The sequence below is a fragment of the Halobacillus sp. B29 genome (genome assembly GCF_052246755.1).
Classification (GTDB): domain Bacteria; phylum Bacillota; class Bacilli; order Bacillales; family Halobacillaceae; genus Halobacillus; species Halobacillus halophilus.
In genome coordinates this window covers 40,889-65,838 of the sequence record NZ_JBQQCM010000003.1, presented here as the reverse complement: position 1 = coordinate 65,838, position 24,950 = coordinate 40,889, and the positions used below count along the sequence as shown (strand labels likewise).

Here is a 24,950-nt window from a genome sequence, read left to right as displayed (position 1 = left end):
CATATCAAATAAGTTTGGAAAGGAGTCTCCCTAAAATGGATAAATGGATTTACGGTTACGACCGTGCTCGTTCCCGTTTTAATCATCTGCACCTGCGTAATTATTACGAAAATGACTTCGAAGATCTAATTCAAATTCAAAAAAAAGCGTTTCCTCCCCCTTTTCCACCAGAGCTATGGTGGAACAAAGAACAACTGGATAATCATTTGGAAATCTTCCCACAGGGATGTATTTGTATAGAGGTAGATGGGGTGGTAGCAGGTTCCATGACCACAATGATAACGGATATGACCAATGAAACCATTGATCATTCGTGGGATTCGATGACAGGTGAAGGCACTATGAGTACGCATAATCCAGAAGGAAATACTCTTTATGTAGTTGATCTGTGTGTGGACCCCGATTACCGTTCTTTGGGGCTTGGACGGCAGCTCACTCAAGCGATGTATGAGAACGTCGTTCACTTGAACCTTGAACGTCTCGTCGGTGGCGCAAGGATGCCGCTCTATCATAAATACCATCAGGAACTTACCCCTGAAGAATATGTGAATCTTGTCATCCGGGCAGAGATTAAGGACCCGGTAATAACATTTTTATTAAAGTCTGGTCGTTCTCCCATCAAACCGATGGCTGATTATATTAAGGATGAAGAGTCCTGCCATTACGGATTACTAACAGAATGGCGCAACCCCTTTTTCGGTTAATTCAGGAAAAAGCCGCTTCCAGTACAGGTAGCGGCTTTTTATTGACCAGGCTTATCGGCAACCCCGTGTTCAATCATCCCAAAAAGCTGAGAAGCTAATTCATCTACTCCCAGTCTCTTTCGGTTAGGGAATAAAATAGAGTGAAAAATCAAGTCACCGATCAAACCTGAATCTGTATTTTCATTCCATATACCCGTTTCTTTTGCATCGGAGATCCAATTCATCATCAAATCATAGGTTTTCATTAAATCTACATCCAATTCATTTTTGTAATAGATCGCCGCATTTTTATCGCTTGACTGCAGATCCTGAATCATTTTGTCAATTTGATAGATTTGAGCGTGTTCTAAAATAATTTGCAGCAATTGGAACAATTTGTGATTAGGGGGATCATCGGAAGGAATTCGATCAACTTTATCATTCATTTCCTTCATCATGTTTTTCATATAGGCCAGCAGAAGCTCATCTTTATTCTTGAAATATTCATAGAGTGTACTTCGTCCAACTTCAAGTAGATCAGCTATCTTTTTAAAATGAACACCATGTAAGCCCTCTGCTTGTAATACTTCGCCTGTTACATCTAATACATCCTGTTTCGTTAAAGCTTTCTTTCGTCCCAAAAAGAACCCCTCCCCTCTCATTTTATTATAGCATTTTCCTGCAAAACCAGAGGGAAGGAGGATAAAATCCCAATACGTGTTTAAAGGAACAGTTATTCTGGCTCTTTATTCAAATAAATGAGTTAAATATCCATATCCCTTTTCTTCCATGTCATGTTTAGGAACAAATTCTAATGCAGCTGAGTTAATGCAGTAACGCATCCCCCCCTGTGCTTTTGGCCCGTCCTCAAACACATGTCCAAGATGGGAGTCAGCGTATTCACTTCGCACCTCCGTTCGTCTCATTCCATGAGAAGTATCCATTTTTTCTTTTACTTCCTGGGTTTCGATAGGTTTCGTGAAACTCGGCCATCCGCATCCTGCATCATATTTGTCTTTGGAACTGAACAAAGGCTTCTTCGATACAACATCTACATAAATACCTTCTTCTTCATGATCATGATAAGCATTTTGAAAAGGTCTTTCCGTTGCATCTTCCTGGGTAACTTTGTACTGGATATCACTAAGACGCATCTTCAGCTCTTCCTGATCCTTTTTATAGCCCCAGTGTTCTTTAATAAAACTTGCACGTCCGGAACCTTTTTTATATCGCTTATAATGAAAAGCGTTTTTCTTATGATAATTCTGGTGTTTATCTTCTGCTGGATAGAATGTCTCAGCAGGAAGAATTGGGGTGACAATCGGCTGTCTGAATTTACTTGATTCTATAAGCTGCTGTTTGCTTGCTTCAGCGATTTGACGCTGCTCTTCATCGTGATAGTAAATCGCCGTCGTATAAGATTCTCCTCGGTCTGCAAATTGCCCGCCATCGTCCGTTGGATCAATTTGCTGCCAGAATAGTTCGACCAGTCGTTCGTATGGAAATACGGAGGGATCATACGTGATTTGCACCGCTTCCTTGTGACCCGTCTGTTCGGTGATCACATCCATATAGGTAGGGTTTTCCGTGTGACCTCCGGTATATCCGGAAACAATTGAGTCAATTCCTGGTCTTTCATCAAATGGCTCAACCATGCACCAGAAACATCCACCTGCAAATGTAGCTATTTTCAATTCATTGTTCATTAATAAGACCTCCAATGCGTAGGTTGTTACATGTAAGCATGTCCTTATTCTTGCTAATAAAAGAAAAAAAATCAAGCCACACGCACAGCCTAGATGTAAAGCTTGGGCTGTGATGTGCCTTGACGCCTTCTTTTAGAAGAAGAAGCGGTGCTTTTGGATTGACTGGACGACTCAGACTTCGCGCTTGAAATTGATTCAGACCCGAGACTTTCTTCTGTCTCTTCTCCGTCTTCTTCATCCGGTTCATTCATAATTTTCATCATATTAATCATGGCAGGAATATTCTTGACCATCGGTCCATACTGCTGAACCATAGGCGCGGCACTTTGCATGGCTTTTAATGCTGTCTGCATATGCCCTAACCATCCTGCTCCGCCTGCTTTAGCTGCATTGCCAGCCGCTCCTAAAGCTTGTGTCCCTAAACCAGCTCCCCCGAAACCTGGTGCACCGAATCCTGGTGCACCAAAACCAGGAAAACCTCCGGCACTTCTAACTCCTTGATTTAATAAGGGTGCCATTGATCTCATCATACCCTGTGGTGCCATGTAGGGCTGGGGTCCGGGAAACATACCCATAGGAGGGAAAGGCGGTTGACCTGTCGGAAACATTCATAACCCCTCCGTAACTTAAGATACTGTAGCATATGCCCGCTCCCGTAACTTGGTATGGGCTTACGAATCTTCGGGGTTTGCAGGAAGTGCCCAGTTAATGGGCTCCTCGCCAATCTCCTCCAGGTACTGGTTCGCTTGCGAAAACGGGCGGCTGCCAAAGAAACCTCGATGGGCAGCTAAAGGGCTCGGGTGAGGGGCTGTCAATACTTTATGTTTAGAGCGATCGATGGATTCCCCTTTCTTTTGAGCGTGTTTACCCCATAAAATGAAAACAATAGGTTTCTCCCGTTGATTTAACATACGGATCACTTCGTCCGTAAACCTTTCCCACCCCATCCCCTGGTGAGAATGTGCCTGGTGCGCCCTTACCGTTAATACATTGTTAAGTAAGAGTACGCCTTCTTTAGCCCAGGAGACTAAATGGCCATGAGACGGTGGTTCAATTCCAAGATCTTCTCTTAATTCCTTATAAATATTTTTCAGGGAAGGAGGAATGGTTATTCCTGGCTTAACAGAGAAACTGAACCCATGGGCCTGTTCAGGTCCATGGTAAGGATCCTGCCCTAAAATGACGACTTTTGTGTTTTCATAAGATGTATATTGCATAGCCGAGAAAATTTCATACATATCAGGATACACATCATAATTTCCATATTCTTTTTTTAATTTCTCCCGAAGATCCAAATAGTAAGGTTTATGAAATTCTTCTTCCAGAAGATTTCCCCAATCATTATCCAGGACTTTCATGGAAATAACCTCTCTTTCTATCAGAATATAATGGTGCGAAGGTGGAAAGTGAAATTATTTCCTTTATCATCGATCTACTATTTCCCGGGTAAGCGCATAATGCGACATCCACCCCTGCATATTTGATCACTAATTGACGGAATGTAGTGAAACGAGACGGTATTTACAATAAGTAAAATGATTTTTAAAGGTTAATTCCTCGATTATACCCGCCCCAAGCTGTTCTGATTTTAACGTGCGTTTAATTTCAAGCTTTTCATTTAAAGGAAATATTCGATACCCCTCAAACACGATTTCAAACAAATTATCCTCATCGTTTAATCTTTGTTCTTTTCCATTCGTAATCAAAATCCATTCCATAGATAAAGGTGTGGCCATCTCTTCTTCCCCTCTCTTCATTCTCTTATTGAAAGACAAATTCGACTGAGGAGCCAGCAGGTCCTGTTTGGATTTGCAATTTAGCCGGAATTTCTTCCTTCAACTGCGGCACATGAGAAATAATACCTAACATTCGGTTTCCATCCTGAAGACTTCTTAAACAATCAATGGCCTGCTCCAGCGATACCTCATCTAAAGTACCGAACCCTTCATCAATAAATAACGTGTCAAGCTGTACTCCTCCCGCGTGGGACTGGACAACATCAGCCATGCCAAGAGCCAGACTAAGTGAAGCTTTAAACCCTTCCCCTCCGGATAAAGTCCGTACGGAACGTTTTTGGCCCGTATGATGATCAATCACTTCGAGATCTAAACCGCTTTGAGCTCCCCGTTTAGCTAGAGCATCGCTGCGCACGAGCTGATAGCGATGATCTGTCATCTGATCAAGTCTTATATTAGCCTGAACGATGATTTCATCAAGAAAAGCAGCTAAAACATATCGTTCAAGTGACAAACGAAGATGATTATCCCCTCTGGATAGCTGAGCAAGTTCTGCAATGTCATAGTAGGCTTGAGCTAAATCCCCCTGTTCTGATAACAAAGTTTCCATGGTGGCATAAACCTGTTTATTTTGTGACAAAGCCATTTCCAGTTCATTCACGGTCTGCTGCTGTTTAGTCAGCTTTTGTTTTTCTTCTTCCCATTTAGTATGAAGAGCCTCTAAATCCGGTTTTTGCTGATCAGCCAGCTTTTCATTCAAACTATGCAGACGTTCCTGAATAATTGCTTTCTGCTGCTTATACTGATCAATCTTTTCCTGCTTTTCTTCAATAGATTCCTTAGATAGAAGAGAGTTTTGATAACTTTCGACATTGGAAAACTGAAATTGAACGAGCGTTTGATTAAACTTCTCTTTTCGAATTTCTTCTGCTTCTTGTGCCTGCTTCACATATTTATTTCCTTCTTCTTCAGCCACTTTAGCCTGCTGCAGCTGATCTCGCAGCTTAGAATAGCGTTTTTGAACGTCTTCCCACTTCTTCAGCTCTTCTTTATAGGAATCTTCTGCTTGTTCTGTGAGTTGTTTTAATTTTTGCGGATTGGTCGTTTCAAAAGAGTAGTTTTCCTCGAAGGACTCTTTTTGCGTCTGTAATCGAGTTTGTTCTTGATAGCTCGTATGCCACTCCTGCTGAGCTCTTTCAATTTTACTATTCAGCTCTTCCTCACGCTGTTCAATATTTTCAAGCTTTTTCACAGACTGTTCCATCTCTTCAGCTTGCCTGGTCAGATCTTCCGATAACTTCCTTTTCGTATTTAAGCTTTGCTCACTTTGCTTTAACGCGCTTTGAATAGAGGCTTCATCCATAGCACCTACCACTTTTTTATACTCCTCAAAAAGTGTATCCGTCAGTTGCCGCTGCGTTTCTCCTTTAGACTTGACTTGGACCGCTTCGTCCTGCATCTGCTGAAAGGATTTTTGTTTTTCATCTGCCTCTTGCTTTAACTGTTCAAGCCGGGTCTGACTGACAACTTGAGCAGGCTGAACAGCAGGCGCAGGATGATGGGAGTTTCCACAGACCGGGCAGGGGGACCCATTTTCCAATTGAAGAGACAGCGTATAAGCATGGTGCTCACGAATTTCTTCGAGCGCTGCTTCATAATAGCTTTTAGCATTTTTCTGCTCTTTTTCCATCTGCCTGAAATCTTTCATAAACTGCTGATAGGATGCTCTCATCTCTTTTAATACATCCCACTCTTTTGCTAAACGTTTTAAATCCTTAACCTGCTTCGTCAAATGTACAACTTCATTCTTAACTTCATACATTTGACTGGTAACTTTACGCTCATCTTTACTTATTTCTTTTAGTTGATGCCGTTCTGACTTTAGGCGCTTTAGCTCTTGCTCTAAAGCAGTTACCTGCTCCTTGCTTCTGGTAAGTTTTTGAGTCGTTTCAGTTAACTGGCTTTCGATTTTAAGGAAATGAGTTAATTTTTTTCTTTCTTCCTCTTTTTGCTCCCATTCTTTCTTTAAATTCTGGCGTTTCTCTTCCTTTTCTTCAAGTTCTTTATGCTCCTTTTCTATGTTAGAAAATTCAGCTTCTGTACGTATTCTATGCTGGGCCTTTGCCTCCTGGTCTATTTCAGCTTTCTTTCTCTCCTCTTCTCGATCTTTCCATTGTTGTTCAAACCCTTTCACTTCATCTGCCTGCCTCGCCCATTTGAGCTCTTCTTGAAGAGCACTCATAGAGCTTTCCTGTGATTGCAGTACCTTTTTCTCTTCTAAGAGTTTTTGCTGTTCAGTAAATTGTTCATGTAGTTGTCTGGCTTCATGGAACTGGGTCTGTAACTTATCCGCAGATGAAGACAATAGCTCTAATTGACTTTGTTCCTGTTTGATCAGACTATTCTGATGCTCCATTCGCTTGCCTAATAATTCGATAATTTTTCGCGGTTCTTCCTGCTCCAAAGTAACTTCCGCTTCCGTGCCCCAATGGATTTTGCCAACCTCCTGTTCAATTTTCCATTGAAATTGCTCAATTTCTTTCTCTAGTGTTTTGGACTGGTCTTTTAAGTAATCGGTTAACTCAGAGTAGAATTGTGTTTTAAATATTTTTTGCAGAATATCTTCCCGCTCTTTACTATTCTCTGAAATCAACTTTCTAAATTCACCTTGAGGGATCATGATCATTTTCCGAAATTGATCATAGTCAAGCCCCATCACTTCTTCAATGTAATCATTCACTTCTTTTACTTTAGTAGCCATCAGCTTTTCATTATCCAAATGTGTAATATAGAGTTCTGCTCTAGCCGGTTCTTCTTTCCAGCCCTCCCCGCGCTCTTTTCTTCTCATCTGCTTAGGCATGCGGACAATACGATACAACTTTCCTCTTAATTCAAATAGAAATTCAACATAGGTAGACTCTCCTTCTTGCGCAAAATGACTGCGCATGGAGTCTTGATCACGATCACTCCCGCTTGCACGCCCATATAAGGCGAAGCACATCGCATCAAATATCGTCGTTTTCCCAGCCCCTGTAGGGCCCGTAATTAAGAAAATGGCTTCTTCTCCAAGGGAAGAGAAATCTATTCTCTGTTTATCACGGTAGGGACCAAAAGCCTGGATGGTTAATGTAATAGCTCTCAAAGGTTACTGCCCCCTTTCTTCTTCTTTTAACGCATCAATTGCCTGACTGATTAAGTTCTTTCTATGTTCAGAAATCGTGTCTCCTTTAATATCTTCATAAAATGAGCGGAATAATTCTTCATGAGAAAGTCGCTGACGCTCTTTAACCTTATTTAATTCATCGATCTGCGTATTCACGGATGATCTTCGTCTCTCGAGGTGTAGAATATTCGGATATACTTTTCTTAGTTTCCCCATGGGATCAATAAGCTGACCGTCATCCAATAGTCTAATATGAAGATAATTATGAGGACTCGTCGCTGCTTCTCCAGAGAGTAAATCTTCAAAATACCCTTCAACTATTTCAAAATCGCGAAGGGGATAAAGTGGTTTCTTTTCAAAAGTAAGATCGTTTTCCTCCTGCAAATCTATAATTGTCACTGATTTTTGGTGATGCACCTCTGAAAAGGAGTATTTAAGAATGGAGCCGCTATATCGAATATGATCATAGGCCACTCTTTGAGGCTGATGAAGATGACCTAAAGCTACATAGGAAAAATCTTTAAAGAGATGTGCATCTATGTAGGGACTCCCGCCAATCATGGATAACCGTTCCTCCGATTCACTCTCCATTCCGCCTGCTAAGAAAGCATGACCGATCCACACGTGCCTTTCCGCCATGTTATACCTCTTCTGGATATCCTCTATTAATCTAGAGGCTGCCTCCTGGTGGCTCTTAATCTCTTCATCTTCAAATACGGCAGCTACTTCTGCAGGTTCTACATACGGAATAAGGTGAAAGTGGACAGGTCCTTGCGAATCATAAAGAGTGATCGGGTCACGAGATCTTTTTAACTTTGTATCCAGAAACAATCCTTGCCTCCGAAACAATTGAGAGCCAAACTCCAGTCGGTCGGGACTGTCATGATTGCCCGAGATCGCGAGCACAGGGATTTGAAAGTCATTGATTAATTTGGTAAGCACTTGATTCAGTAAATCAACGGCCTGCTTAGGGGGAATTGAACGATCGTAAAGATCACCGGCAATAATAATCACATCCGGTTGTTCTTCCTCCACAATCTCTATAAATCTATCCAAAATAAACGATTGATCGTCAGTCATATGGACGTAGTTTACAATTTTACCTAAATGCCAGTCCGCCGTATGCAATATTTTCATGTAAGCTGTACTCCTTCCTCGCAATCATTTCTCTTTTTAATTGTCTTCCTCAATCAAATAGGTGTCATATAAGCGATCAAATACCGATAGAGCACTAGGAAAAGGAATATTCCACTCTAAGTAGCGGCTGATCTCATCGTACGTCTTGGCTTGCTTAGGAAAACTGTGATCCTGGAACATCCAATCTGCAAGTTTTTTTTCGTCATTCTCTGTTCGGTTTCCTCGATAGCGCATCATATAGTGATAAAAGGATCTCATTAATTATTCCTCCTGAATTTTTGTATCTTAGTTTTATCATGGACACACCATAACTGCAAAATGATACCTATAAAAAAGAATCCTCGTTAAGTTTTTCAGAGGATTCTTACAGTGCTATTCTTCTTCTTTTTCCATATATTCCTGATGGTTTTTCAATTTATTTCGGTAAACGATACGCGATAATATAATACTGACTTCGTACAACACAATTAATGGCACAGCCACTACCAGCTGAAGAATAAAGTCAGGCGGGGAAATGATGGTACCAATAATCACTAGAACAAAATATGCGTATTTCCTGATTTTCACTAACAATACCGGGTTCACAATTCCAAGACTTGTCAGAAACATGGTCAGAATAGGAATTTCAAAGAGAACCGCAAAGGGAATCGTTACACGGAATAAAAACCGGAAATATCTTTCCACCGTGAAGATTTCATTGAACATCCCATCGTTTAATGATAAAAGGAACGGTAATATGAACTGAACAAACACCAGATACCCAAAAGCTAAACCACCTATGAACAATAGGAAAATAGCCGGAATATAAGACAGAGACACCCGTGTTTCCTTAGGGGTAAGCGCCGGTTTAACGAACAACCAGATTTGTAAAGTTAAAATAGGCAGCGTTCCTACAATCGCAATTAAACTGGCAATCGTAAAAACAATCCATATAATTTCTCCAGGGCTTGTCATATGAAGTTCAAAAGGAAGGTCATTCACAAAAAATCCCTGGATCGGCCTGACATAATACAGTCCAGCCGCAAAGAACGCTATAAAAAATACAAGCGTCCAAATAATCCGCTTTCTTAATTCGGTTAAGTGATCCGTTACATTCATTTCTATATCTTGACTAATTTTATTAGCTGCCAAATCATCCACCTCCAGGCCTTAAGACGCAGCCTGACAAAAAGAAGATGTAAGGATCAAGCCCTTACACCTTCTTTATTCATTTATTCGTCTTTATTTTTGTGTTCGGATTTATTACTGCTGTCTCCATCGGACATAATGTCCCCAGTCGCCTTTTTAAACTCTTTAAGAGAACTGCCAAAAGCTTTGCCGATTTCAGGCAGTTTTGAAGGTCCAAAGACAACCAGTGCAATAATTAATATCAGGATGAGTCCTGGCACACCAATGCTCGATAACATGGTTCATCCCTCCAATTCTTATGTTCTTTCATATGGTGCTAATTTAAGTATCAGTTATTTTTTTGGTCGGACGGCTTATCTTTTCCTTCATCTGTCAAGTCACGAGCGGAATTCTTAAACTCCTTTAGTGTTTCTCCCGCTGCTTTGCCAATCTCCGGAAGTTTCTTAGGTCCAAAAATAACAAGGGCAATGGTTAAAATTAATATTAAGCCTGGGATTCCAATACTTGAAAGCATATCTTTCACCGCCTTTTAAGAGTAAACCTGAATGATCAATCGTTTTATAAAAAAGAAAAACTACACATCCAATCGTCATTTAACGGTTCTTTTCCTATCATATCACGATCTTGTCCAAATGTCTTGGATTCATAAAATTTTGCAAATCTCCTGAGCTTTCCGGTAATCTTCCGGGGTATTCATATTAAAAAAATGACGATTCACAACTTCACTCGGAAAAGCCTGGAAATCATTTACATAAACCGATTGGACCTGCTCTAGCAAAAGGCTTACCTTGCGCTCTCCATTGTGAAGTAATGTTTCAATAATGGGAAGACAGGACTTACGGTAAATACCAGATAGCGGCTGAAGACGACCCTCATATTCCGGGATCACAGCATCAATCGTTTGGTCTAAGAAAGAGGATAAGTAGTTATAGACGCTCTCATGAATAAACGGCGTATCGCATGCTGATAAGAAAAACCATTCTTCCTCTCTAGCTGCCATTACTGTGTGAAGACCGCCAAGCGGCCCGGCGTCCTGATAAATATCCTGGATGGAGGGAAGGGGTAAATCCGGACCTTCATTCTGATTTATCACTACCGTTGAAACAGTCTTGTGCAGTTCATTTGCAATACGTACCGCTACGGTCTCTCCGCCCAGATTCAGCCAGGCTTTATCTTCTCCCATCCTCGTAGAGCTTCCGCCGGCAAGGACCACGCCGCAACCATTTAACTCTTCAATCATGTTTTCTTCCGATCGTAGGTTCTGAAATAATAATCGTAAGGGTTTTTTTCATCTTTTTTTCCCTTGTCTTCATCAATGAGCTCCCAATCTTCTATATTAAATTCAGGAAAATACGTATCTCCCTCGAACTCGGCATCAATATAGGTCAAATACATTCGGTCAGCATAAGGGTACATTTTCTCAAAAAGAACACTCCCTCCGATAACAAACCACTCTTTTTCCGGGTGTTCTTTTTCAAGCTTTACTATATCCTCAATTGAATGAATAACTTCACACCCACTATGAGAATAATCCTCGTTACTCGTTATAACGACATGCTTCCGCTCCGGAAGAGGTTTACCAAATGATTCAAATGTTTTTCTTCCCATGATAATCGTCTTTCCCCAGGTCTTGTCCTTAAAAAATTTAAAGTCGTTAGGAATATGCCACGGAAGATCATTATCCTTTCCGATCAAGCGATTTTTATCCATTGCAAAAATAAATGATATCATTACCTTCACCTCGTTTGATTTTATACAGCTATGGGAGCTTTGATTCCAGGATACGGGTCATACCCTTCTATGGAAATGTCCTCCATCTCGAAATCAAATACACGATCTTTTTCTGGATTTAATGAGATTTTTGGTAGTGCTTTAGGTGTTCGGTTTAACTGCTTCTGCACTTGTTCTATATGATTGCTGTAAATATGGGCATCTCCCAGTGTAAGAACAAACTCTCCAGGTTCCAGGTCACATTCACGTGCGATTAAATGGGTGAGCAGTGCATAACTAGCAATATTAAATGGAACGCCTAAGAATATATCCGCACTTCTTTGATATAACTGACAAGAAAGTTTCCCATCAGCTACATAAAATTGAAAAAGTGCATGGCAGGGCGGCAAAGCCATGTTCGATGGTACATCCTCCGGATTCCAGGCTGTTACAATATGCCGCCTGGAATCCGGATTTCTCTTAATTCCTTCAATAACGTTTTTCAATTGGTCGATCGTCTGGCCCTGAGAAGTTTTCCAAGCACGCCACTGCTTTCCATAAACGTTGCCCAAGTCACCGAATCGATCAGCAAACGAGTCTTCTGTGAGAATCTTTTCTTTAAAACGTTCCATTTGCTCATCATATTGACCTTTAAATGCTTCATCTTTTAAGCTTCTTCGTCCAAAATCGGTCATATCAGGGCCTTGGTAATCATCGCTTTCCACCCACGCCTGAAAAGCCCACTCATTCCATATGTTGTTATTATGCTGCAGAAGGTAACGAATGTTCGTATCACCTTTAATAAACCACAGCAATTCACTTGCCACTAACCGAAAAGGGATTTTTTTAGTTGTTAAAAGCGGAAAACCGTCCTCAAGGTTAAACCTGAGCTGGTGTCCAAATACGGAAAAGGTTCCTGTTCCTGTTCGATCTCCTTTTTCATGTCCTGCATCCAGGACGTGCCGGCATAAATCTAAATACGCTTGTTCATTTTTAACCACTATGCTTCCTCCTCTAGGTGAATATTCTAGTCCAGATGCTTTTCTCTACTAAATTCTAATAAGTATTTTTCCATAAAACGATGCCTGCGATCAGCTTCCTGTCGTCCACTTTCTGTATTCATCATCCCAGAAAGCTTTAATAATTTATCGTGAAAATGCTGGATAGAAGAGGAAGTATTCTCTTCTTCATTATCGATACTCTGCCCCTTCGCCCCCCCATAGGTAAATGCACGAGCAATACCGATAGCACCGATGGCATCTAACCGGTCTGCGTCCTGGACAACAGCGCCTAAATAGGAGGAAGGCTTTTTCCCTTTTCGGAAGGACACAGTTTCTATAGCTTTCTCAATCTCATTTTTTTGGCAAAGAGTGAAATTCAGTTCGAGTAGTAATCGATTCCTGTCTTTTAAAGCCTTATCAGGATTTGTAAATAACTTCTCATCGCCTATATCATGAAGCCAGCCCGCTGCTTCTGCAAGCACTGGGTCGACTTCCTCTTCACCAGCGAGCTTACAGGACCAAAGCGCCACACGCTTCATATGGTCAAAACCGTGTCCTGTCGTATCATGCTCGAACTGTTTTTTTACATACGTTTCAATTCTTTTGAGTCGATGGTCTTTCTCCATAAATCCTCCTAAAATTGAAACAGGTCCATTTGTCTAGGATTCAAATCGTCGTAAGTGACCCCTAAAATGTCCTGCATTTGTTTAGCGTTATCCGCAGCATCACCGCCGGAATTGTTATTGAAAAGTAATGTAATATCCGGGGTTTGCTTTTTTAATTCATGGATTCTTTCAGCCCATTCCCTCAGTTCTTCCTCATTATATCTATAAAGAAAACGAACTTTTCTCCAATCCTCTCTGCCGTTCTTATTCCATCCGTGAATATTACGTCCGTGAAAGCGGACAAGTGATTTACTCGGGTGGGTGGGCTCTAAAACGCGGGGCACAGAACCTTCTCCCGCTTGAGGTTCATCACAAATGGTATGAATCCACTGTTGATCTTTCATAAATGATAAGGTCTGTTCTTTATAATGGGGCTGGAACCAACTTTGGTTTCTAAATTCAAGAGCAAGGGGATAATCGGACATCCACTCTCTAATAAAGCGCAGTTTTTGTATATTTTGCTTTTTCACATCAAACCAAGGTGGAAACTGGAATAAAAGAGCATTGATTTTACCTTTTTCCCAGGCAGGCTGTATAGATTCTTCGTATTGCTTCATTAATTCTTTCGCTTCTTGTTTCGTACGCTCCTGCCTATCATGTCCCGTCAGATGACTAAAAGCTTTTATAACAAATCTAAATGATTCTGGGGTTTGTTTGATCCACTTTTCGTAATGAGACTGCGGCTGTATTGCGTAAAATGCGGTATCTACTTCTACCACAGGAAAGTGAGAAGCATATTCAGATAGTTTTTCGTTTCCTTTTGTTTGATCTGAATATAGGGAAGCATGATCTCCCCAACCGGTCACACCGATTTGAATAGCCAATCCTCTTCCTCCTTGTCCTCGTTTGTAATTAAAATCATTGTAGCAAAAAAAACATCCCCCTGACTAGAAAAAGCCAGGGGCTGACACTCTATTAAAATAAACCTTTAATTGTTCCATCCTCGGTAACATCCATTTGAAGGGCCGCCGGCTTTTTAGGCAGACCTGGCATTGTCATGACTTCACCGGTCAGAGCAACAATGAAACCAGCTCCTACAGAAAGTCTGAATTCACGTACTGTAATATGGAAGTTTCTCGGACGGCCTAGCTGAGAAGGATCGTCCGAAAGAGAATACTGGGTTTTTGCCATACAAATTGGCAATTGTCCATACCCTAACTGTTTTATTTGATGTAATTGCTTTTTCGCTTGAGTGGAAAATTGAACTCCTGCTGCACCGTACACTTTACCAGCAATCTTCTGGATCTTTTCCTCTATACTGTCGGATAAATCAAAGGTGTAAGTAAGAGGTGCAGATTTACTTTCACTGACCTTTACCACTTTCTCAGCTAGATCAATACCTCCTTCTCCTCCTTTTGTAAACACATCAATAACCGATACAGGGGCCCCCTGCGCCTCACACCATTTCCGTAAATAGTCAAGTTCTGCCTGAGTGTCAGAAGAGAACTGGTTGACGGCTACGATAAAGGGAAGATTGAATTGACGAATCGTTTCCAAATGTTTTTCAAGATTCTCCATCCCTTTTTCCAGGGCCCCCAAGTCCTCATGCTGCAAATCCTTTTTATTCAAACCACCATGCATTTTCAATGCTCTAATCGTAGCTACAATGACCACAGCATCAGGCTCAAAATCTCCCGCCCGAGTTTTGATGTCTAAGAACTTCTCTGCGCCTAAATCAGCCCCAAAGCCAGATTCCGTTACCACATAGTCACCTAACTTTGCAGCAATCTTTGTAGCCATTACACTGTTACACCCGTGAGCAATATTTGCAAAAGGCCCCCCGTGAATAATGGCAGGTGTGTTTTCCAATGTTTGGACAAGATTGGGCTTCATGGCGTCTTTCAGTAATAATGTTAAAGCACCCTGAAAACCCAGCTGATTAACCGTAACCGGCTCTTGTTGATATGTATAGCCAATAATAATTCTGGAAAGTCTCTTTTTTAAGTCTTGTAAATCGGCAGCCAGACAAAGCACGGCCATAATTTCAGAAGCCACAGTGATCGTAAACTCGTCTTCCCTGGGAACTCCTCTAACAGCCCCGCCTAAACCAACAACGACTTGACGTAAAGAGCGATCATTTATATCTAAAGCCCGCTTCCATGTAATTCTTCTCGGATCAATGTTCAGCTGATTCCCCTGATGAATATGGTTATCTATAAATGCGGATAACGAATTATTAGCAGTCGTGATCGCGTGGATATCCCCAGTAAAATGCAGGTTAATCTCTTCCATAGGAACAACCTGGGAATACCCACCTCCGCAAGCACCGCCTTTGAGTCCCATCGTTGGTCCAAGTGAAGGTTCTCTTAATGCAATAACCGCTTTTTTATTCAACTGGTTTAAGGCCTGCCCCAGTCCTACCGTTACAGTAGATTTACCCTCACCGGCAGGAGTAGGATTAATCGACGTGGTAAGAATAATCTTTCCGTTTGGTCGATCAGCCAGTTTATTTAGCAACTGGTCGGATAACTTGGCTTTATAATGTCCAAAAGGTTCCCAATCACCTTCTGCAAGCCCCATCTGTTCTGCGATAGAGGAAATAGGATTCATCTTTGCTTCAAGAGCAATTTCAATATCTGTCTTCATAGTTTCACTCCCTTTATCACCTATCTTACCTTTTTTTTACATCATTTCAAAAAGTTTAAACGATTCTTTTTAATAACGGACTGACTTTAAACTTACAGCCTCTGTATTATGGATAAAAATAAGAAAAGAACTTCCACAGCTCCCGCTCATTCAAGCGTAGGGGAGACTGAATAAACAAAGATCTAAACTTTTAACCAATACTCTGAAAAAAATCATATTCAGATTGTTGACGTCACTTTATCGATACGTTATATTGTAGTTAAGCAAATAAGGTGATCGGAAACATAAATGCAAGGTAGTTCCCATAGAAGTACTCTGGAGTTTATTTTTCCGAGTTTCTATGGATTTTTTATGTTATCATCATCAATTTGTAATTTATCACGTATTACGTGTAAGAAGTTTTTAGGAGGATTCATATCATGCAAAACGGTACAGTAAAATGGTTTAACGCGGAAAAAGGTTACGGCTTCATCCAAGTAGAAGGTGGAAATGATGTATTCGTACACTTCTCTGCAATTCAAGAAGAAGGTTTCAAATCTCTAGAAGAAGGTCAAACCGTTTCTTTCGAAATTGTTGAAGGCGACCGCGGACCACAAGCAGCTAATGTTGAAAAACAATAAATAAAATCCAAAGCAGCCTCTATAGAGGCTGCTTTTTTTATGTTCTCCTTGAAAAAATAAGCCCTCCCTCGTATAATTAACGGCTGTTGGTCTAACAGCGCGGTTCGAGAACTCCCGCGATATCAAAACTAAGGAGGCAGTTCTATGAGTAATGAATGGTTATGGATCTTATTCGCTATCATTAATTTCAGTTTATTACTAATGGTTTACCGCATCTTTGGTAAACCCGGGCTTTTTGTATGGATAGGAATGTCCACGGTAGTTGCCAATATTCAGGTAGTCAAAACAATTGAACTATTCGGATTGAACGCTACTCTTGGAAATATAATTTATGGAACAGCCTTTCTTGCAACAGACATCCTAAACGAAAAGTATGGAAAAAGAGATGCCCGTAAAGCAGTTTGGATGGGCTTTTCTACGCTAATTTCTTTGACTATCATGATGCAGCTGGCAATCCAGTTTACGCCAGGAGAAAATGATGTGGCCCAGCCTGCTCTTGAAAGTCTGTTTGGCATTGTGCCTCGCATCGCTCTTGGGAGCCTGACTGCTTATATTATCAGTCAGTATTTTGACGTATGGCTGTATGCACGTTTAAAAAAAGTATTCTCAAGTGATGGCACACTATGGATAAGAAATAATGGAAGTACAATGATCAGCCAGCTCTTAGACAGCGCAATTTTCTGCGCAATCGCATTTTTGGGAATCTACCCTTTTGAAGTTTGGCTGGAGATATTCTTGACAACTTATATTATTAAATTTATTGTAGCTGCTATTGACACCCCATTTTTATATGTAGCTAAAAAGTTTAAACATCCTGATAATTGAAGGAGTTGTTTGAATTGATTGAAGTTTATACAGATGCTGCAGCAAGCGGCGATCCAGGTCCGAGTGCTGCTGGCGTAATTATTAAACAAGGTGCGACACTTATAGAACATAGCTTCTATCTTAATGAAAGAAATAATCATGAGGCTGAATTTTTAGCCGTAATTAAGGCCCTTGAAGTATGCAAAGAAGATTTCCCTGATGAAATCATATCTATTCGATCTGATGCCAAAATTGTTATTGATACGATTGAAAAAGACTACACTAAAAATGAGAAATTCTCACCTTTACTGAAAACCATCCAGGAGTTGGAAAAAAACTTTCCTTACGTATTCTATAAATGGGTGCCGGAAAAGCAAAATAAAAACGCTGACCGAGTTGCAAGAGCCGCGCTCTTAAAGCATATGAAACTCAGCTGAAATAAGAATTTACACTTGTAGGGAAACGCATCGTTCTCTACAAGTTTTTTTTCTGTTTTATATTTTCTATTAAACAAAAATCTAACAAGGCTGCCGAATGTTTGTCGACAACCTTGTTACCAGGGTGAGAGTTATAATTATGGAGATCTGAAGTTTGAGAAGGATGATTATTCATGGCCGATTTGCAGCCAAGTATTAGGGGTAGGAAAAAACAAAAGGATAAGTAAGAGTCCTCAAGAAACGGTTCGAACTATTATGTCCTGCTTCATAACAGAGGTTTATTTCCATTTTACATATTAAAAAGAGAGTCAATGATCCTTATTGTAGAGGAAGTTTAGAAGATGAAACGCGTTCTTCTATAGATTGATAAGCCTGACGTTTCGATTTAATATTTGGCTTAGCTATATGTTCCAACACACTTATGAAAAAACTTGGGTCAAAAGCTTGTTGGAATTTTAAAGTGATCTTTACCGCAATAATGGTTTTCCACTCGGAAGCATTGGCTGAATTTTTACCAAAGTAAATAAATCTTACATCTTCATCGCTTAATTTAAATCCCCTCGTCCATAAATCCTCTAAAAAGTAGGCTAATGCATGGTTTTTTTTCATAAGTCACTCCTTACATTTTACTGCCTTTTAAATGGGTCCATTACGCTTAACGCTCAATATGTTTAAACGAGCAGCGCTTCTTCCATATAGGAACACGAAGGTAAGATTAAGCCACATTTTTACAGTTGTTCTAATGAATTAGACAGTAATCAGCTTTCGACATTTTTCTTTCTTTTTCTCTATTATAGCAAAAATAAAAAGCCAGGTGTATTTACCTGGCTGAAATTGTTCGTTCATATGATTTTCTATTTTGTGAAGGAGTTGGTTTTACATTCCCTTTTACCATATCCATAACCGAGCGAGCAGGTACTGACCCAACCTTTGCCAATATCCAAACCATCAAGCAACTATAAACAGCGACAACCAAAAAGATGATCACCATCATAATGTTCCCGCACCCTTCTAAATGATAATGATTTTCAATACTAATTAGATTATAGCAGACCTCTTCAGTAAAAAGCAACTGTCAATAAGTCTTAAACCCTCTCTTCCAAAGCCTTTTCTTCTGCTGGAATGCGTACCATGAGCACAAGCAAATGCAGAAATGGGAAAACAATTGCCGTTATATAGGCTTGGAAAAGCAGTGGAATAAATAGTAATTCAAAAAACACAATCACGTAATTGGGATGAGGAATATACCTATATGGACCTTTTTTGATAGGCTTTTCATCAGGCAAGATTAGAATTCGTGTATTCCATCTTCTCCCTAAGCTTGAAATACACCATATCCTTAAGACCTGAAGAAGGATAAACATGCTTAGAGAAAGATAAAAAAAACGACTGTAATGGTACGAAGTGAAAGCAAACTCTGAAAAAAGGGAAACAAAGAATAAACCATGGAGCACAATAAACAAAATATAATGATTTTCTCCTGATTCTATGGCTCCTCTGTTCAACATCCATTTTCGATTTGATCTGGCAAGAGCTAATTCTGCTAACCTTTGAATAACCAAAAAAGAAAACAGAATCCATAAAAACCCTTCCATTACACCCACTCCAAACTTACGATTTCTGAACTAAAACCAGGCCCGAGGGACGTCATACAGGACCTTGTACCTTTTTCAGGTTCACTCGCCATCGCCTCATTTAATACAAAATGAACAGTAGGAGAGGACATATTTCCGTGATTCCTCAGCACATTCTCTGAAAACTTTAACGTATGATCGGATAATTCAAATACTTCCTTGTAACCTTCCAGCACTTTTCTTCCACCGGGATGAGCAACGATAAATGGCAATTCATTGCTTTCCCAGAGGTTTTCAGCTAAAACTTCTTCCATATGGAGACTCCAAAATGATTTTACTAATTTGGGAATGCTTTTATTAAAAATTACTTCAAATCCTGTATCCACTACTCGCCATCCCATTACATCTGTACTGAATGGCTTTAGTCTTGAACTTGAATTCAATACCTTAGCCGTGGGCAAGCACGCCATTTCTCGAAGTTTTGAACGTTCTCCACTCATAAGTACCGCTGACGCACCGTCTCCAAATAAGGCAGTTCCTACAAAGTTACTTACTCGCTGATCAGTTAATTGGAAGGTTAAACTGCACAGTTCCACACATACTACTAGAACATTTTTTTCTGGATGACCTTGAAGCCATTCAAACGCTCGGGCCACTCCGCTTGTACCTCCAGCGCACCCTAAACCAAACATCGGCGTCCTTTTCACCGTTTCTCTGAAGTTTAAATCATTAATAAAGTAAGTATCCAATGTAGGTGTGTTGATTCCAGTAGAAGATACGAAGATAATATGATCTACCATAGAAGGACTCACTTGTTGCTTTAAGAACTGAAGATTAGATAAGCACGACTCAATAGCACCCTTCGCGTATTTCAACGCCTTTTCGTGAAATAATTCATTCCTCTCCTTTAATCCGTGTGGATGTTCAAACCACTCCATACTTGCTGAAAACTGTCTTTTATCTATTTGAGCATGTTCGAAGATTGGCAGCAGCCGTTTTTTTTCATGAGATTTGAGAGGGAAAAGGTTGTAAATAAGTGATTGTACTGTGTCTTGAGAATATTCGTACTCAGCTTCTTGCAGTCCGGTTGAAAGTATATACGCCATTTGACAACCTCCTTTTTTTTAATATGCACCTAATCCCACTTGATTATGAGCTTAAAGAAAGCTGCCTTCCAGTTTTCAACTTAAATTAAAAACGAGCAATTAACCGAAGTTAATTGCTCGTTTTTAATTAAAATCCATAAATCGTCATCCCGCCATCTACAAACAGAGTCTGGCCTGTCATATAGTTACCTGCGTCTGAGGCAAGAAATACTGCGGCGCCCGACACCTCTTCAAGCTTTCCTATTCGGTTTAATGGTGTTCTTTCAAGAATGGATTGCACATAATCTTCATCTTGTAGCAACTGCTCCGTTAATGAAGTCGGAAAGTACCACGGACCGATTGCATTCACATTAATTTGATACTTTCCCCACTCCAGGGCAAGATTTTTTGTCATTTGAATAAGTGCACTTTTTGTCATAGCATATACGACTCCGGTTCTTAATGCTGTATGACCGCCTACGGAAGAAATGTTAATAATCTTTCCTTGTCTATGTTGTTTCATTACCCTTCCCGCATATTGAGATAAGAAAAACGCACTTTTCATGTTAGTTGAAACAATCTGGTCCCATTCTTCCTCACTTACGTGTTCAGCTTCTGAGCGTATGTTCATCCCTGCATTATTGACCCAAATATCTATAGCTCGATCACCACGGATTTCTTCCACTTCCTCTTTAATCGCATCATATTGCTGGATATCTTTACAAATCGTATAAGCTTGCTGTCCTAGAGATTCAACTGTCTCTTTCATTTTTTTTAGCTGCTTTTCATTACGTGCAATTAAGATCACATCGGCTCCTGACTCGGCATAGGCAAGAGCAATTGCTTTTCCAATACCTTTGGTGCCACCCGTGACTACGGCAAGTTTATGATCTAATCGAAAATCTGGTAAATACATAAATAAGACCTCCCCGAGTAAATAATAAATAAAATTTTCAGTATATTATAACATTTTTGCAATTTCTTTACATTCATTCCTGCCTCCCCTAAAATAAACGTGATACATAACTCAAAGGGGGATTATACATGAAGAAATGGTTACTTATGCTGGGCATTGCAGGTACGCTGGTTATCGCCGGATGTAATAATGACTCTTCTGATGAATCAAACAGTGATTCTGAAAGTCAGACGGAAGACCAATCATCAACTGGAGAAGAAAGCAAAAACAATGACCAAGCAATGAAGAAAGAAATCATGAGCGTCCAGATGAATATGCAGGACACTTTCCAACCTTACCAATCTAAAATTGCCGCTTATGAAGAAGCCATGGTTGCTGAAGAGCCGGACCCAGAAGCTATTAAATCTGCTGGAGAAGAAGCTCAGACAGCCGCAGCAGAAGCTGCCGATGCAGCGTCAAATTATTCAATAGAAGCCGACCTGCCTGAAGATGTCATGACTACATATGAAGAAGCGCTTCCTTCTCTTCAATCTTACTATGAAGAAGTTGCAAGTGCACTAGAATCTAATGTAGAAGAGGCTGATTTATCGCAAGCTGATGAAAAATTCTCGGAGTTTACGGAACAAATTGCTCCTGTTTATGAAGATGCTGGATTATTAAAACCTGAATTAAAAAAAGAATTTTCTTAATTAAACAAAACCCAGCTGTCTTTACTGACAGCTGGGTTTTGTGACTCATCATAATATTAAAATTGATAAATGTGTTTATATTTATTGGTCAGATAGTCGACTAAATAATCAGGGTTTAACCCTTCCCCAGTCACTTCTTCCAGAAGTTCAAGAGGTTTTTTCATCTTCCCGTACTGATGTATACGAGACGTCAGCCACTCTTTAACCTGTTTGAAGTCGCCCTGCTCGATCACACGGTTAATATCAATTTCCTTACTCATTTGATTTTCTATTTGAGCTGCATACATGTAACCCAATGCATAAGACGGAAAGTAACCAAAATCTCCACCTGCCCAGTGTATATCCTGAAGCACGCCTTCAGAGTCCATTTCAGGCTTCACACCCAAATAATCTTCCATTTTTTTATTCCATAACTCCGGTAAGTCCTTCACTTCTATTTCTCCGCCTATCAAAGCCTTCTCAAGCTCGTATCGAACCATTATATGAAGACAATAGGTTAATTCATCAGCTTCAATACGTATAAATGACGGCTTCACTTCGTTAATCGCCCGGTAGAATTGATCCAGCGGCAACGATTCGAACTTTTCCGGTGCATACATTTTAAATAACTCGTAATGGTTCTGCCAAAAGGATTCCCGTCTGGATATAAAGTTCTCCCAAAACAGAGACTGAGACTCATGAATACCCATGGACGTTCCTGTTGCAAGAGGTGTAAAACTGAGTTTTGGATCAATGTTCTGTTCGTATAGAGCATGACCCCCCTCATGAATGGTACCAAATACAGCGGTTCTAAAATCTTTTTCATCGTATTTTGTCGTAACACGAACATCATTCCTATTTAGACCTATGGCAAAAGGATGAACTGTTTCATCTAAACGGCCGGCTTCGAAATCGTACCCCATCCGCTTCAGTATTTCTTCACTGAATTTTTCCTGCTGGGCTTTAGGAAAGTGCCCTTCAAGTACGGAAGGGTCTGGCTGGTTAGGAGCTTTTTTAATTTGATCTAACAAATCCGTTAACGCCTTTCGCACTCGTGGGAACACTTCTTCTAATTTGGATACGGTAATTCCAGGTTCATAGTTATGAAGGAGAGCATCGTAGCGATGTTCTTTGTAGCCCCAGTACTCCGCAAATCGCTTGTTGAATTCCACCAGTTCTTCTAAATATGGACGAAAACTTTCAAAATCGTTCTTATCTTTTGCTTCTGCCCACATAGATTCCGCTTTGGATTGGAGCGTTACATATTCCCGATATTCTTTTCCAGGAATCTTAGCTGTCTTATTGTAGGTTTCTTCTGCTTCTTCCAGTGACTTAACAAGTACTTGATCTTCAACTTGCCCTTTTAATTCATCGATATAAGATTTCATTTTGTCAGATGTTTGTATTTCGTGTACTTTTTCTGATAATACTCCTAAAACTTCAGAACGATTATCCATTCCTTTTTTTGGAGCTTTTGTGCGCATATCCCATGCCATTAAACCAATGGCTTCTTCATAAGATGATTGTTCTTTCAGAAGATCAAGAAATTTTTCTTTTACAGTTTGAGTCACTGCGGTCACCTCACCTTTACCTGAAGTATGTGATTTATACCGTTTTCAAATAAATCATACAAATAAAGAAAACTAATTCATGGGTGGTCAACTCCACCATTTTATATCTAACGTATCTTTTTTCCAAAGTATTGATAGTAATCAGTCTTGATGAATCCGTTGAATAGTTTACGCTTTTTCGTGGCTTCCTTTCCATAAAGTTTTTCAAAGCCTTCATGGGAAGTTAGGACATAAACGCTCCAGGAGGGATGATCTCTCATGATAACTCCTAGATCGCGATACATCTCTTCCACCTCAGGGCGTTCACCCATTCGTTCACCGTAGGGCGGATTAGAGACTAAATAACCATTTTCCTGCTTGGGTTTGAAATCCCTTACCTGCATTTGTTTCCAGGTCACTAGATCGCCAAGACCCGCTTCCATAGCGTTATTTTTAGCAATATCAATTAAGTCCGGATCTATATCTGAACCTGTTATGTTTAAAGGCTGATCATAATTGGCACATTCTTCAGCCTCTTGAAAAGCTTCATCCCAGGCCTTTTGTGGAATAAACGACCAATCCTCAGAAGCAAACTCGCGGTTAAAACCCGGAGCAATATTCTGTCCGATTAAGGCAGCTTCAATGGCTATTGTTCCTGACCCGCAGAAAGGATCTACAAAAGGTTCATCCGGATGCCAGTTCGTTACTTGCACGAGTGCAGCGGCCAGCGTTTCTTTCAAAGGTGCTTCCCCCTGTCCAACTCTATATCCTCGTTTATGAAGGCCGCTCCCTGATGTATCAATAGTTAGTAACGCTTCATCCTTGTGAAGAGCGATTTCCACACGATAAAATGCTCCCGTTTCTTTTAACCAGGAAGCCACGCCGTATTTTTTCTTCAAACGCTCAACTATAGCTTTCTTTACGATAGATTGGCAATCTGGGACACTGTACAACTTCGATTTTACGGATTTACCTACTACAGGAAATTCACCATCTTCTGTGATAAAGTTTTCCCACGGTAAAGCTTTCGTCTTCTCAAATAAGTCATCGAATGTAACAGCTTTAAACTTTCCAACCAGTAATTTCACGCGGTCAGCCGTTCTTAACCAGAGGTTAGCCCTTGGAATAGCTGATACATCTGCTGTAAATACTACCCGCCCGTTCTCCACTTGAACGTTTTCATACCCAAGTTCTTTTACTTCTTTACTAACTATCGCTTCAAGGCCCATAGCCGCAGTAGCAATCAAAGTAACCTGTTGATCCATTTTTCCTCATCTCCCCAAACTATGTATTCATAAAAAAACCCTTCTAAAAAGCAAAGATGGCTTTTCAGAAGGGTGTGTGCTGTAGTAATAATTAAAGTGACCTTTGAATACTCTGTAAGCCATGTTCTGTTCCATTGTACTGCAAACGGCGGTCAACCTCGTACTCCGGTGGCAATCATCTATCTGCCGACTATATGTCGGCCTCTCCGTTGGTTCATTTTCCATTAAGAGAGTGCCCCTACCTATATTTGGGTTGCTCACTCGCGGGGTTTACCTCGTTCCACCCAAAATATTTCTATTTTGGCTTCGTCACTGTGGCACTTTCAAAGTATTCATTCCTTATCTTAACAGACTTAGGAATTTTCCTTGCCGTTAGCTTTACATAAGCTACCCTGACTTATGGTTTCGTCAGGCACGAACACTACAGTCATCTCAGACTGTGCGAGCATGGACTTTCCTCTGTATGAAAATCATACAGCGATTACCCGAGTATTCAAAATTACTTTATGCATTTAA

Annotated in this window: 28 protein-coding genes and 1 other RNA gene; 5 read left to right on the top strand and 24 right to left on the bottom strand. The window is 40.4% G+C overall.

The window, feature by feature from the left end; genetic code table 11:
• Positions 1–35: 35 nt before the first annotated feature.
• The gene (locus ACTWP7_RS04625; protein WP_443122200.1) at positions 36–704 is read left to right on the top strand and encodes a GNAT family N-acetyltransferase; all 669 of its coding nucleotides are present in this window, start codon (positions 36–38) and stop codon (positions 702–704) included.
• A gap of 38 nt (positions 705–742) precedes the next feature.
• Here the strand turns inward: ACTWP7_RS04625 and ACTWP7_RS04620 are convergent, their stop codons facing one another.
• The 17 genes from ACTWP7_RS04620 to ACTWP7_RS04540 all read right to left on the bottom strand — a co-directional run bounded on the left by ACTWP7_RS04620 (position 743) and on the right by ACTWP7_RS04540 (position 15,515).
• Positions 743–1,324: a TetR/AcrR family transcriptional regulator gene (locus tag ACTWP7_RS04620; RefSeq protein WP_014643445.1), complete on the bottom strand. Its 582-nt coding sequence runs from the start codon at positions 1,322–1,324 to the stop codon at positions 743–745.
• 105 nt (positions 1,325–1,429) lie between these two features.
• Complete coding sequence (msrB, locus tag ACTWP7_RS04615; protein WP_443122199.1) at positions 1,430–2,389, bottom strand: peptide-methionine (R)-S-oxide reductase MsrB; 960 nt, start codon at positions 2,387–2,389, stop codon at positions 1,430–1,432.
• A gap of 89 nt (positions 2,390–2,478) precedes the next feature.
• A complete protein-coding gene (gene vrrA / locus ACTWP7_RS04610; protein WP_443122198.1) occupies positions 2,479–2,907 on the bottom strand; it encodes a VrrA/YqfQ family protein in 429 nt (142 codons plus the stop codon).
• Positions 2,908–3,060: 153 nt separating this feature from the next.
• Positions 3,061–3,747, bottom strand: a complete 687-nt coding sequence (locus tag ACTWP7_RS04605; RefSeq protein WP_443122197.1) for a uracil-DNA glycosylase — start codon at positions 3,745–3,747, stop codon at positions 3,061–3,063.
• Between the two features lie 129 nt (positions 3,748–3,876).
• Positions 3,877–4,125, bottom strand: coding sequence for a DUF2584 domain-containing protein (locus ACTWP7_RS04600; protein ID WP_014643449.1), 249 nt, complete (start codon positions 4,123–4,125; stop codon positions 3,877–3,879).
• 25 nt (positions 4,126–4,150) lie between these two features.
• Entirely contained in the window at positions 4,151–7,267 is a 3,117-nt protein-coding gene (locus tag ACTWP7_RS04595) for an AAA family ATPase (protein ID WP_443122196.1), read from the bottom strand.
• Positions 7,268–7,270: 3 nt separating this feature from the next.
• Entirely contained in the window at positions 7,271–8,425 is a 1,155-nt protein-coding gene (locus ACTWP7_RS04590; protein WP_443122195.1) for an exonuclease SbcCD subunit D, read from the bottom strand.
• 36 nt (positions 8,426–8,461) lie between these two features.
• Positions 8,462–8,683 (bottom strand): YozE family protein, encoded by a 222-nt coding sequence (locus ACTWP7_RS04585; RefSeq protein WP_014643452.1) that lies wholly within the window; start codon positions 8,681–8,683, stop codon positions 8,462–8,464.
• A gap of 114 nt (positions 8,684–8,797) precedes the next feature.
• Positions 8,798–9,556 (bottom strand): twin-arginine translocase subunit TatC, encoded by a 759-nt coding sequence (gene tatC, locus ACTWP7_RS04580; protein WP_014643453.1) that lies wholly within the window; start codon positions 9,554–9,556, stop codon positions 8,798–8,800.
• Between the two features lie 80 nt (positions 9,557–9,636).
• Positions 9,637–9,831: a twin-arginine translocase TatA/TatE family subunit gene (tatA, locus tag ACTWP7_RS04575; protein ID WP_443122194.1), complete on the bottom strand. Its 195-nt coding sequence runs from the start codon at positions 9,829–9,831 to the stop codon at positions 9,637–9,639.
• 50 nt (positions 9,832–9,881) lie between these two features.
• Positions 9,882–10,067 (bottom strand): twin-arginine translocase TatA/TatE family subunit, encoded by a 186-nt coding sequence (locus ACTWP7_RS04570; RefSeq protein ID WP_443122193.1) that lies wholly within the window; start codon positions 10,065–10,067, stop codon positions 9,882–9,884.
• A gap of 129 nt (positions 10,068–10,196) precedes the next feature.
• A complete protein-coding gene (gene mobA, locus ACTWP7_RS04565) occupies positions 10,197–10,793 on the bottom strand; it encodes a molybdenum cofactor guanylyltransferase (RefSeq protein WP_443122192.1) in 597 nt (198 codons plus the stop codon).
• Positions 10,790–11,284, bottom strand: coding sequence for a dihydrofolate reductase (locus ACTWP7_RS04560; protein WP_443122191.1), 495 nt, complete (start codon positions 11,282–11,284; stop codon positions 10,790–10,792). The genes mobA and ACTWP7_RS04560 overlap by 4 nt, the downstream gene beginning before the upstream one ends.
• A 20-nt stretch (positions 11,285–11,304) precedes the next feature.
• Positions 11,305–12,264 carry a thymidylate synthase gene (locus tag ACTWP7_RS04555; RefSeq protein WP_443122190.1) on the bottom strand — a complete coding sequence of 320 codons (960 nt, stop codon included), beginning with the start codon at positions 12,262–12,264 and terminating at the stop codon, positions 11,305–11,307.
• A 26-nt stretch (positions 12,265–12,290) separates the two neighbouring features.
• On the bottom strand, positions 12,291–12,890 hold the full coding sequence (locus tag ACTWP7_RS04550; protein WP_443122189.1) for an HD domain-containing protein: 600 nt from the start codon (positions 12,888–12,890) through the stop codon (positions 12,291–12,293).
• An 8-nt stretch (positions 12,891–12,898) separates the two neighbouring features.
• Entirely contained in the window at positions 12,899–13,753 is an 855-nt protein-coding gene (locus tag ACTWP7_RS04545) for a DUF72 domain-containing protein (RefSeq protein ID WP_443122188.1), read from the bottom strand.
• A gap of 91 nt (positions 13,754–13,844) precedes the next feature.
• Positions 13,845–15,515 carry a formate--tetrahydrofolate ligase gene (locus ACTWP7_RS04540; protein WP_443122187.1) on the bottom strand — a complete coding sequence of 557 codons (1,671 nt, stop codon included), beginning with the start codon at positions 15,513–15,515 and terminating at the stop codon, positions 13,845–13,847.
• 419 nt (positions 15,516–15,934) lie between these two features.
• On the opposite strand from ACTWP7_RS04540, the gene ACTWP7_RS04535 reads away from it, so the two are divergent.
• The 3 genes from ACTWP7_RS04535 (at position 15,935) to ACTWP7_RS04525 (ending at position 17,376) form a co-directional block, all read left to right on the top strand.
• Positions 15,935–16,135, top strand: coding sequence for a cold-shock protein (locus ACTWP7_RS04535; protein ID WP_014643463.1), 201 nt, complete (start codon positions 15,935–15,937; stop codon positions 16,133–16,135).
• Between the two features lie 144 nt (positions 16,136–16,279).
• Positions 16,280–16,960: a queuosine precursor transporter gene (locus tag ACTWP7_RS04530; protein WP_443122186.1), complete on the top strand. Its 681-nt coding sequence runs from the start codon at positions 16,280–16,282 to the stop codon at positions 16,958–16,960.
• Between the two features lie 14 nt (positions 16,961–16,974).
• Positions 16,975–17,376, top strand: coding sequence for a ribonuclease HI family protein (locus ACTWP7_RS04525; RefSeq protein WP_443122185.1), 402 nt, complete (start codon positions 16,975–16,977; stop codon positions 17,374–17,376).
• Between the two features lie 318 nt (positions 17,377–17,694).
• Here ACTWP7_RS04525 and ACTWP7_RS04520 read toward each other — a convergent pair whose 3' ends face one another.
• The 4 genes from ACTWP7_RS04520 to ACTWP7_RS04505 form a co-directional block, all read right to left on the bottom strand.
• Entirely contained in the window at positions 17,695–17,985 is a 291-nt protein-coding gene (locus tag ACTWP7_RS04520; RefSeq protein ID WP_443122184.1) for a DUF6123 family protein, read from the bottom strand.
• 476 nt (positions 17,986–18,461) lie between these two features.
• The gene (locus ACTWP7_RS04515; protein WP_443122183.1) at positions 18,462–18,971 is read right to left on the bottom strand and encodes an isoprenylcysteine carboxyl methyltransferase family protein; all 510 of its coding nucleotides are present in this window, start codon (positions 18,969–18,971) and stop codon (positions 18,462–18,464) included.
• Positions 18,971–20,056, bottom strand: coding sequence for a type III polyketide synthase (locus ACTWP7_RS04510; protein WP_014643469.1), 1,086 nt, complete (start codon positions 20,054–20,056; stop codon positions 18,971–18,973). The genes ACTWP7_RS04515 and ACTWP7_RS04510 overlap by 1 nt, the downstream gene beginning before the upstream one ends.
• Before the next feature lie 127 nt (positions 20,057–20,183).
• Positions 20,184–20,951 (bottom strand): SDR family NAD(P)-dependent oxidoreductase, encoded by a 768-nt coding sequence (locus ACTWP7_RS04505; RefSeq protein WP_443122182.1) that lies wholly within the window; start codon positions 20,949–20,951, stop codon positions 20,184–20,186.
• A gap of 128 nt (positions 20,952–21,079) precedes the next feature.
• Between ACTWP7_RS04505 and ACTWP7_RS04500 the strand changes: the two genes are divergently transcribed.
• The gene (locus ACTWP7_RS04500; RefSeq protein ID WP_443122181.1) at positions 21,080–21,640 is read left to right on the top strand and encodes a hypothetical protein; all 561 of its coding nucleotides are present in this window, start codon (positions 21,080–21,082) and stop codon (positions 21,638–21,640) included.
• Positions 21,641–21,696: 56 nt separating this feature from the next.
• On the opposite strand, the gene ACTWP7_RS04495 is transcribed toward ACTWP7_RS04500, so the two are convergent.
• The 3 genes from ACTWP7_RS04495 to rnpB form a co-directional block, all read right to left on the bottom strand.
• The gene (locus tag ACTWP7_RS04495) at positions 21,697–23,190 is read right to left on the bottom strand and encodes a carboxypeptidase M32 (protein ID WP_443122180.1); all 1,494 of its coding nucleotides are present in this window, start codon (positions 23,188–23,190) and stop codon (positions 21,697–21,699) included.
• Positions 23,191–23,297: 107 nt separating this feature from the next.
• Positions 23,298–24,434, bottom strand: coding sequence for a THUMP domain-containing class I SAM-dependent RNA methyltransferase (locus tag ACTWP7_RS04490; protein ID WP_443122179.1), 1,137 nt, complete (start codon positions 24,432–24,434; stop codon positions 23,298–23,300).
• Between the two features lie 110 nt (positions 24,435–24,544).
• Positions 24,545–24,927, bottom strand: an RNA gene (rnpB, locus tag ACTWP7_RS04485) — RNase P RNA component class B.
• Between the last annotated feature and the right edge of the window lie 23 nt (positions 24,928–24,950).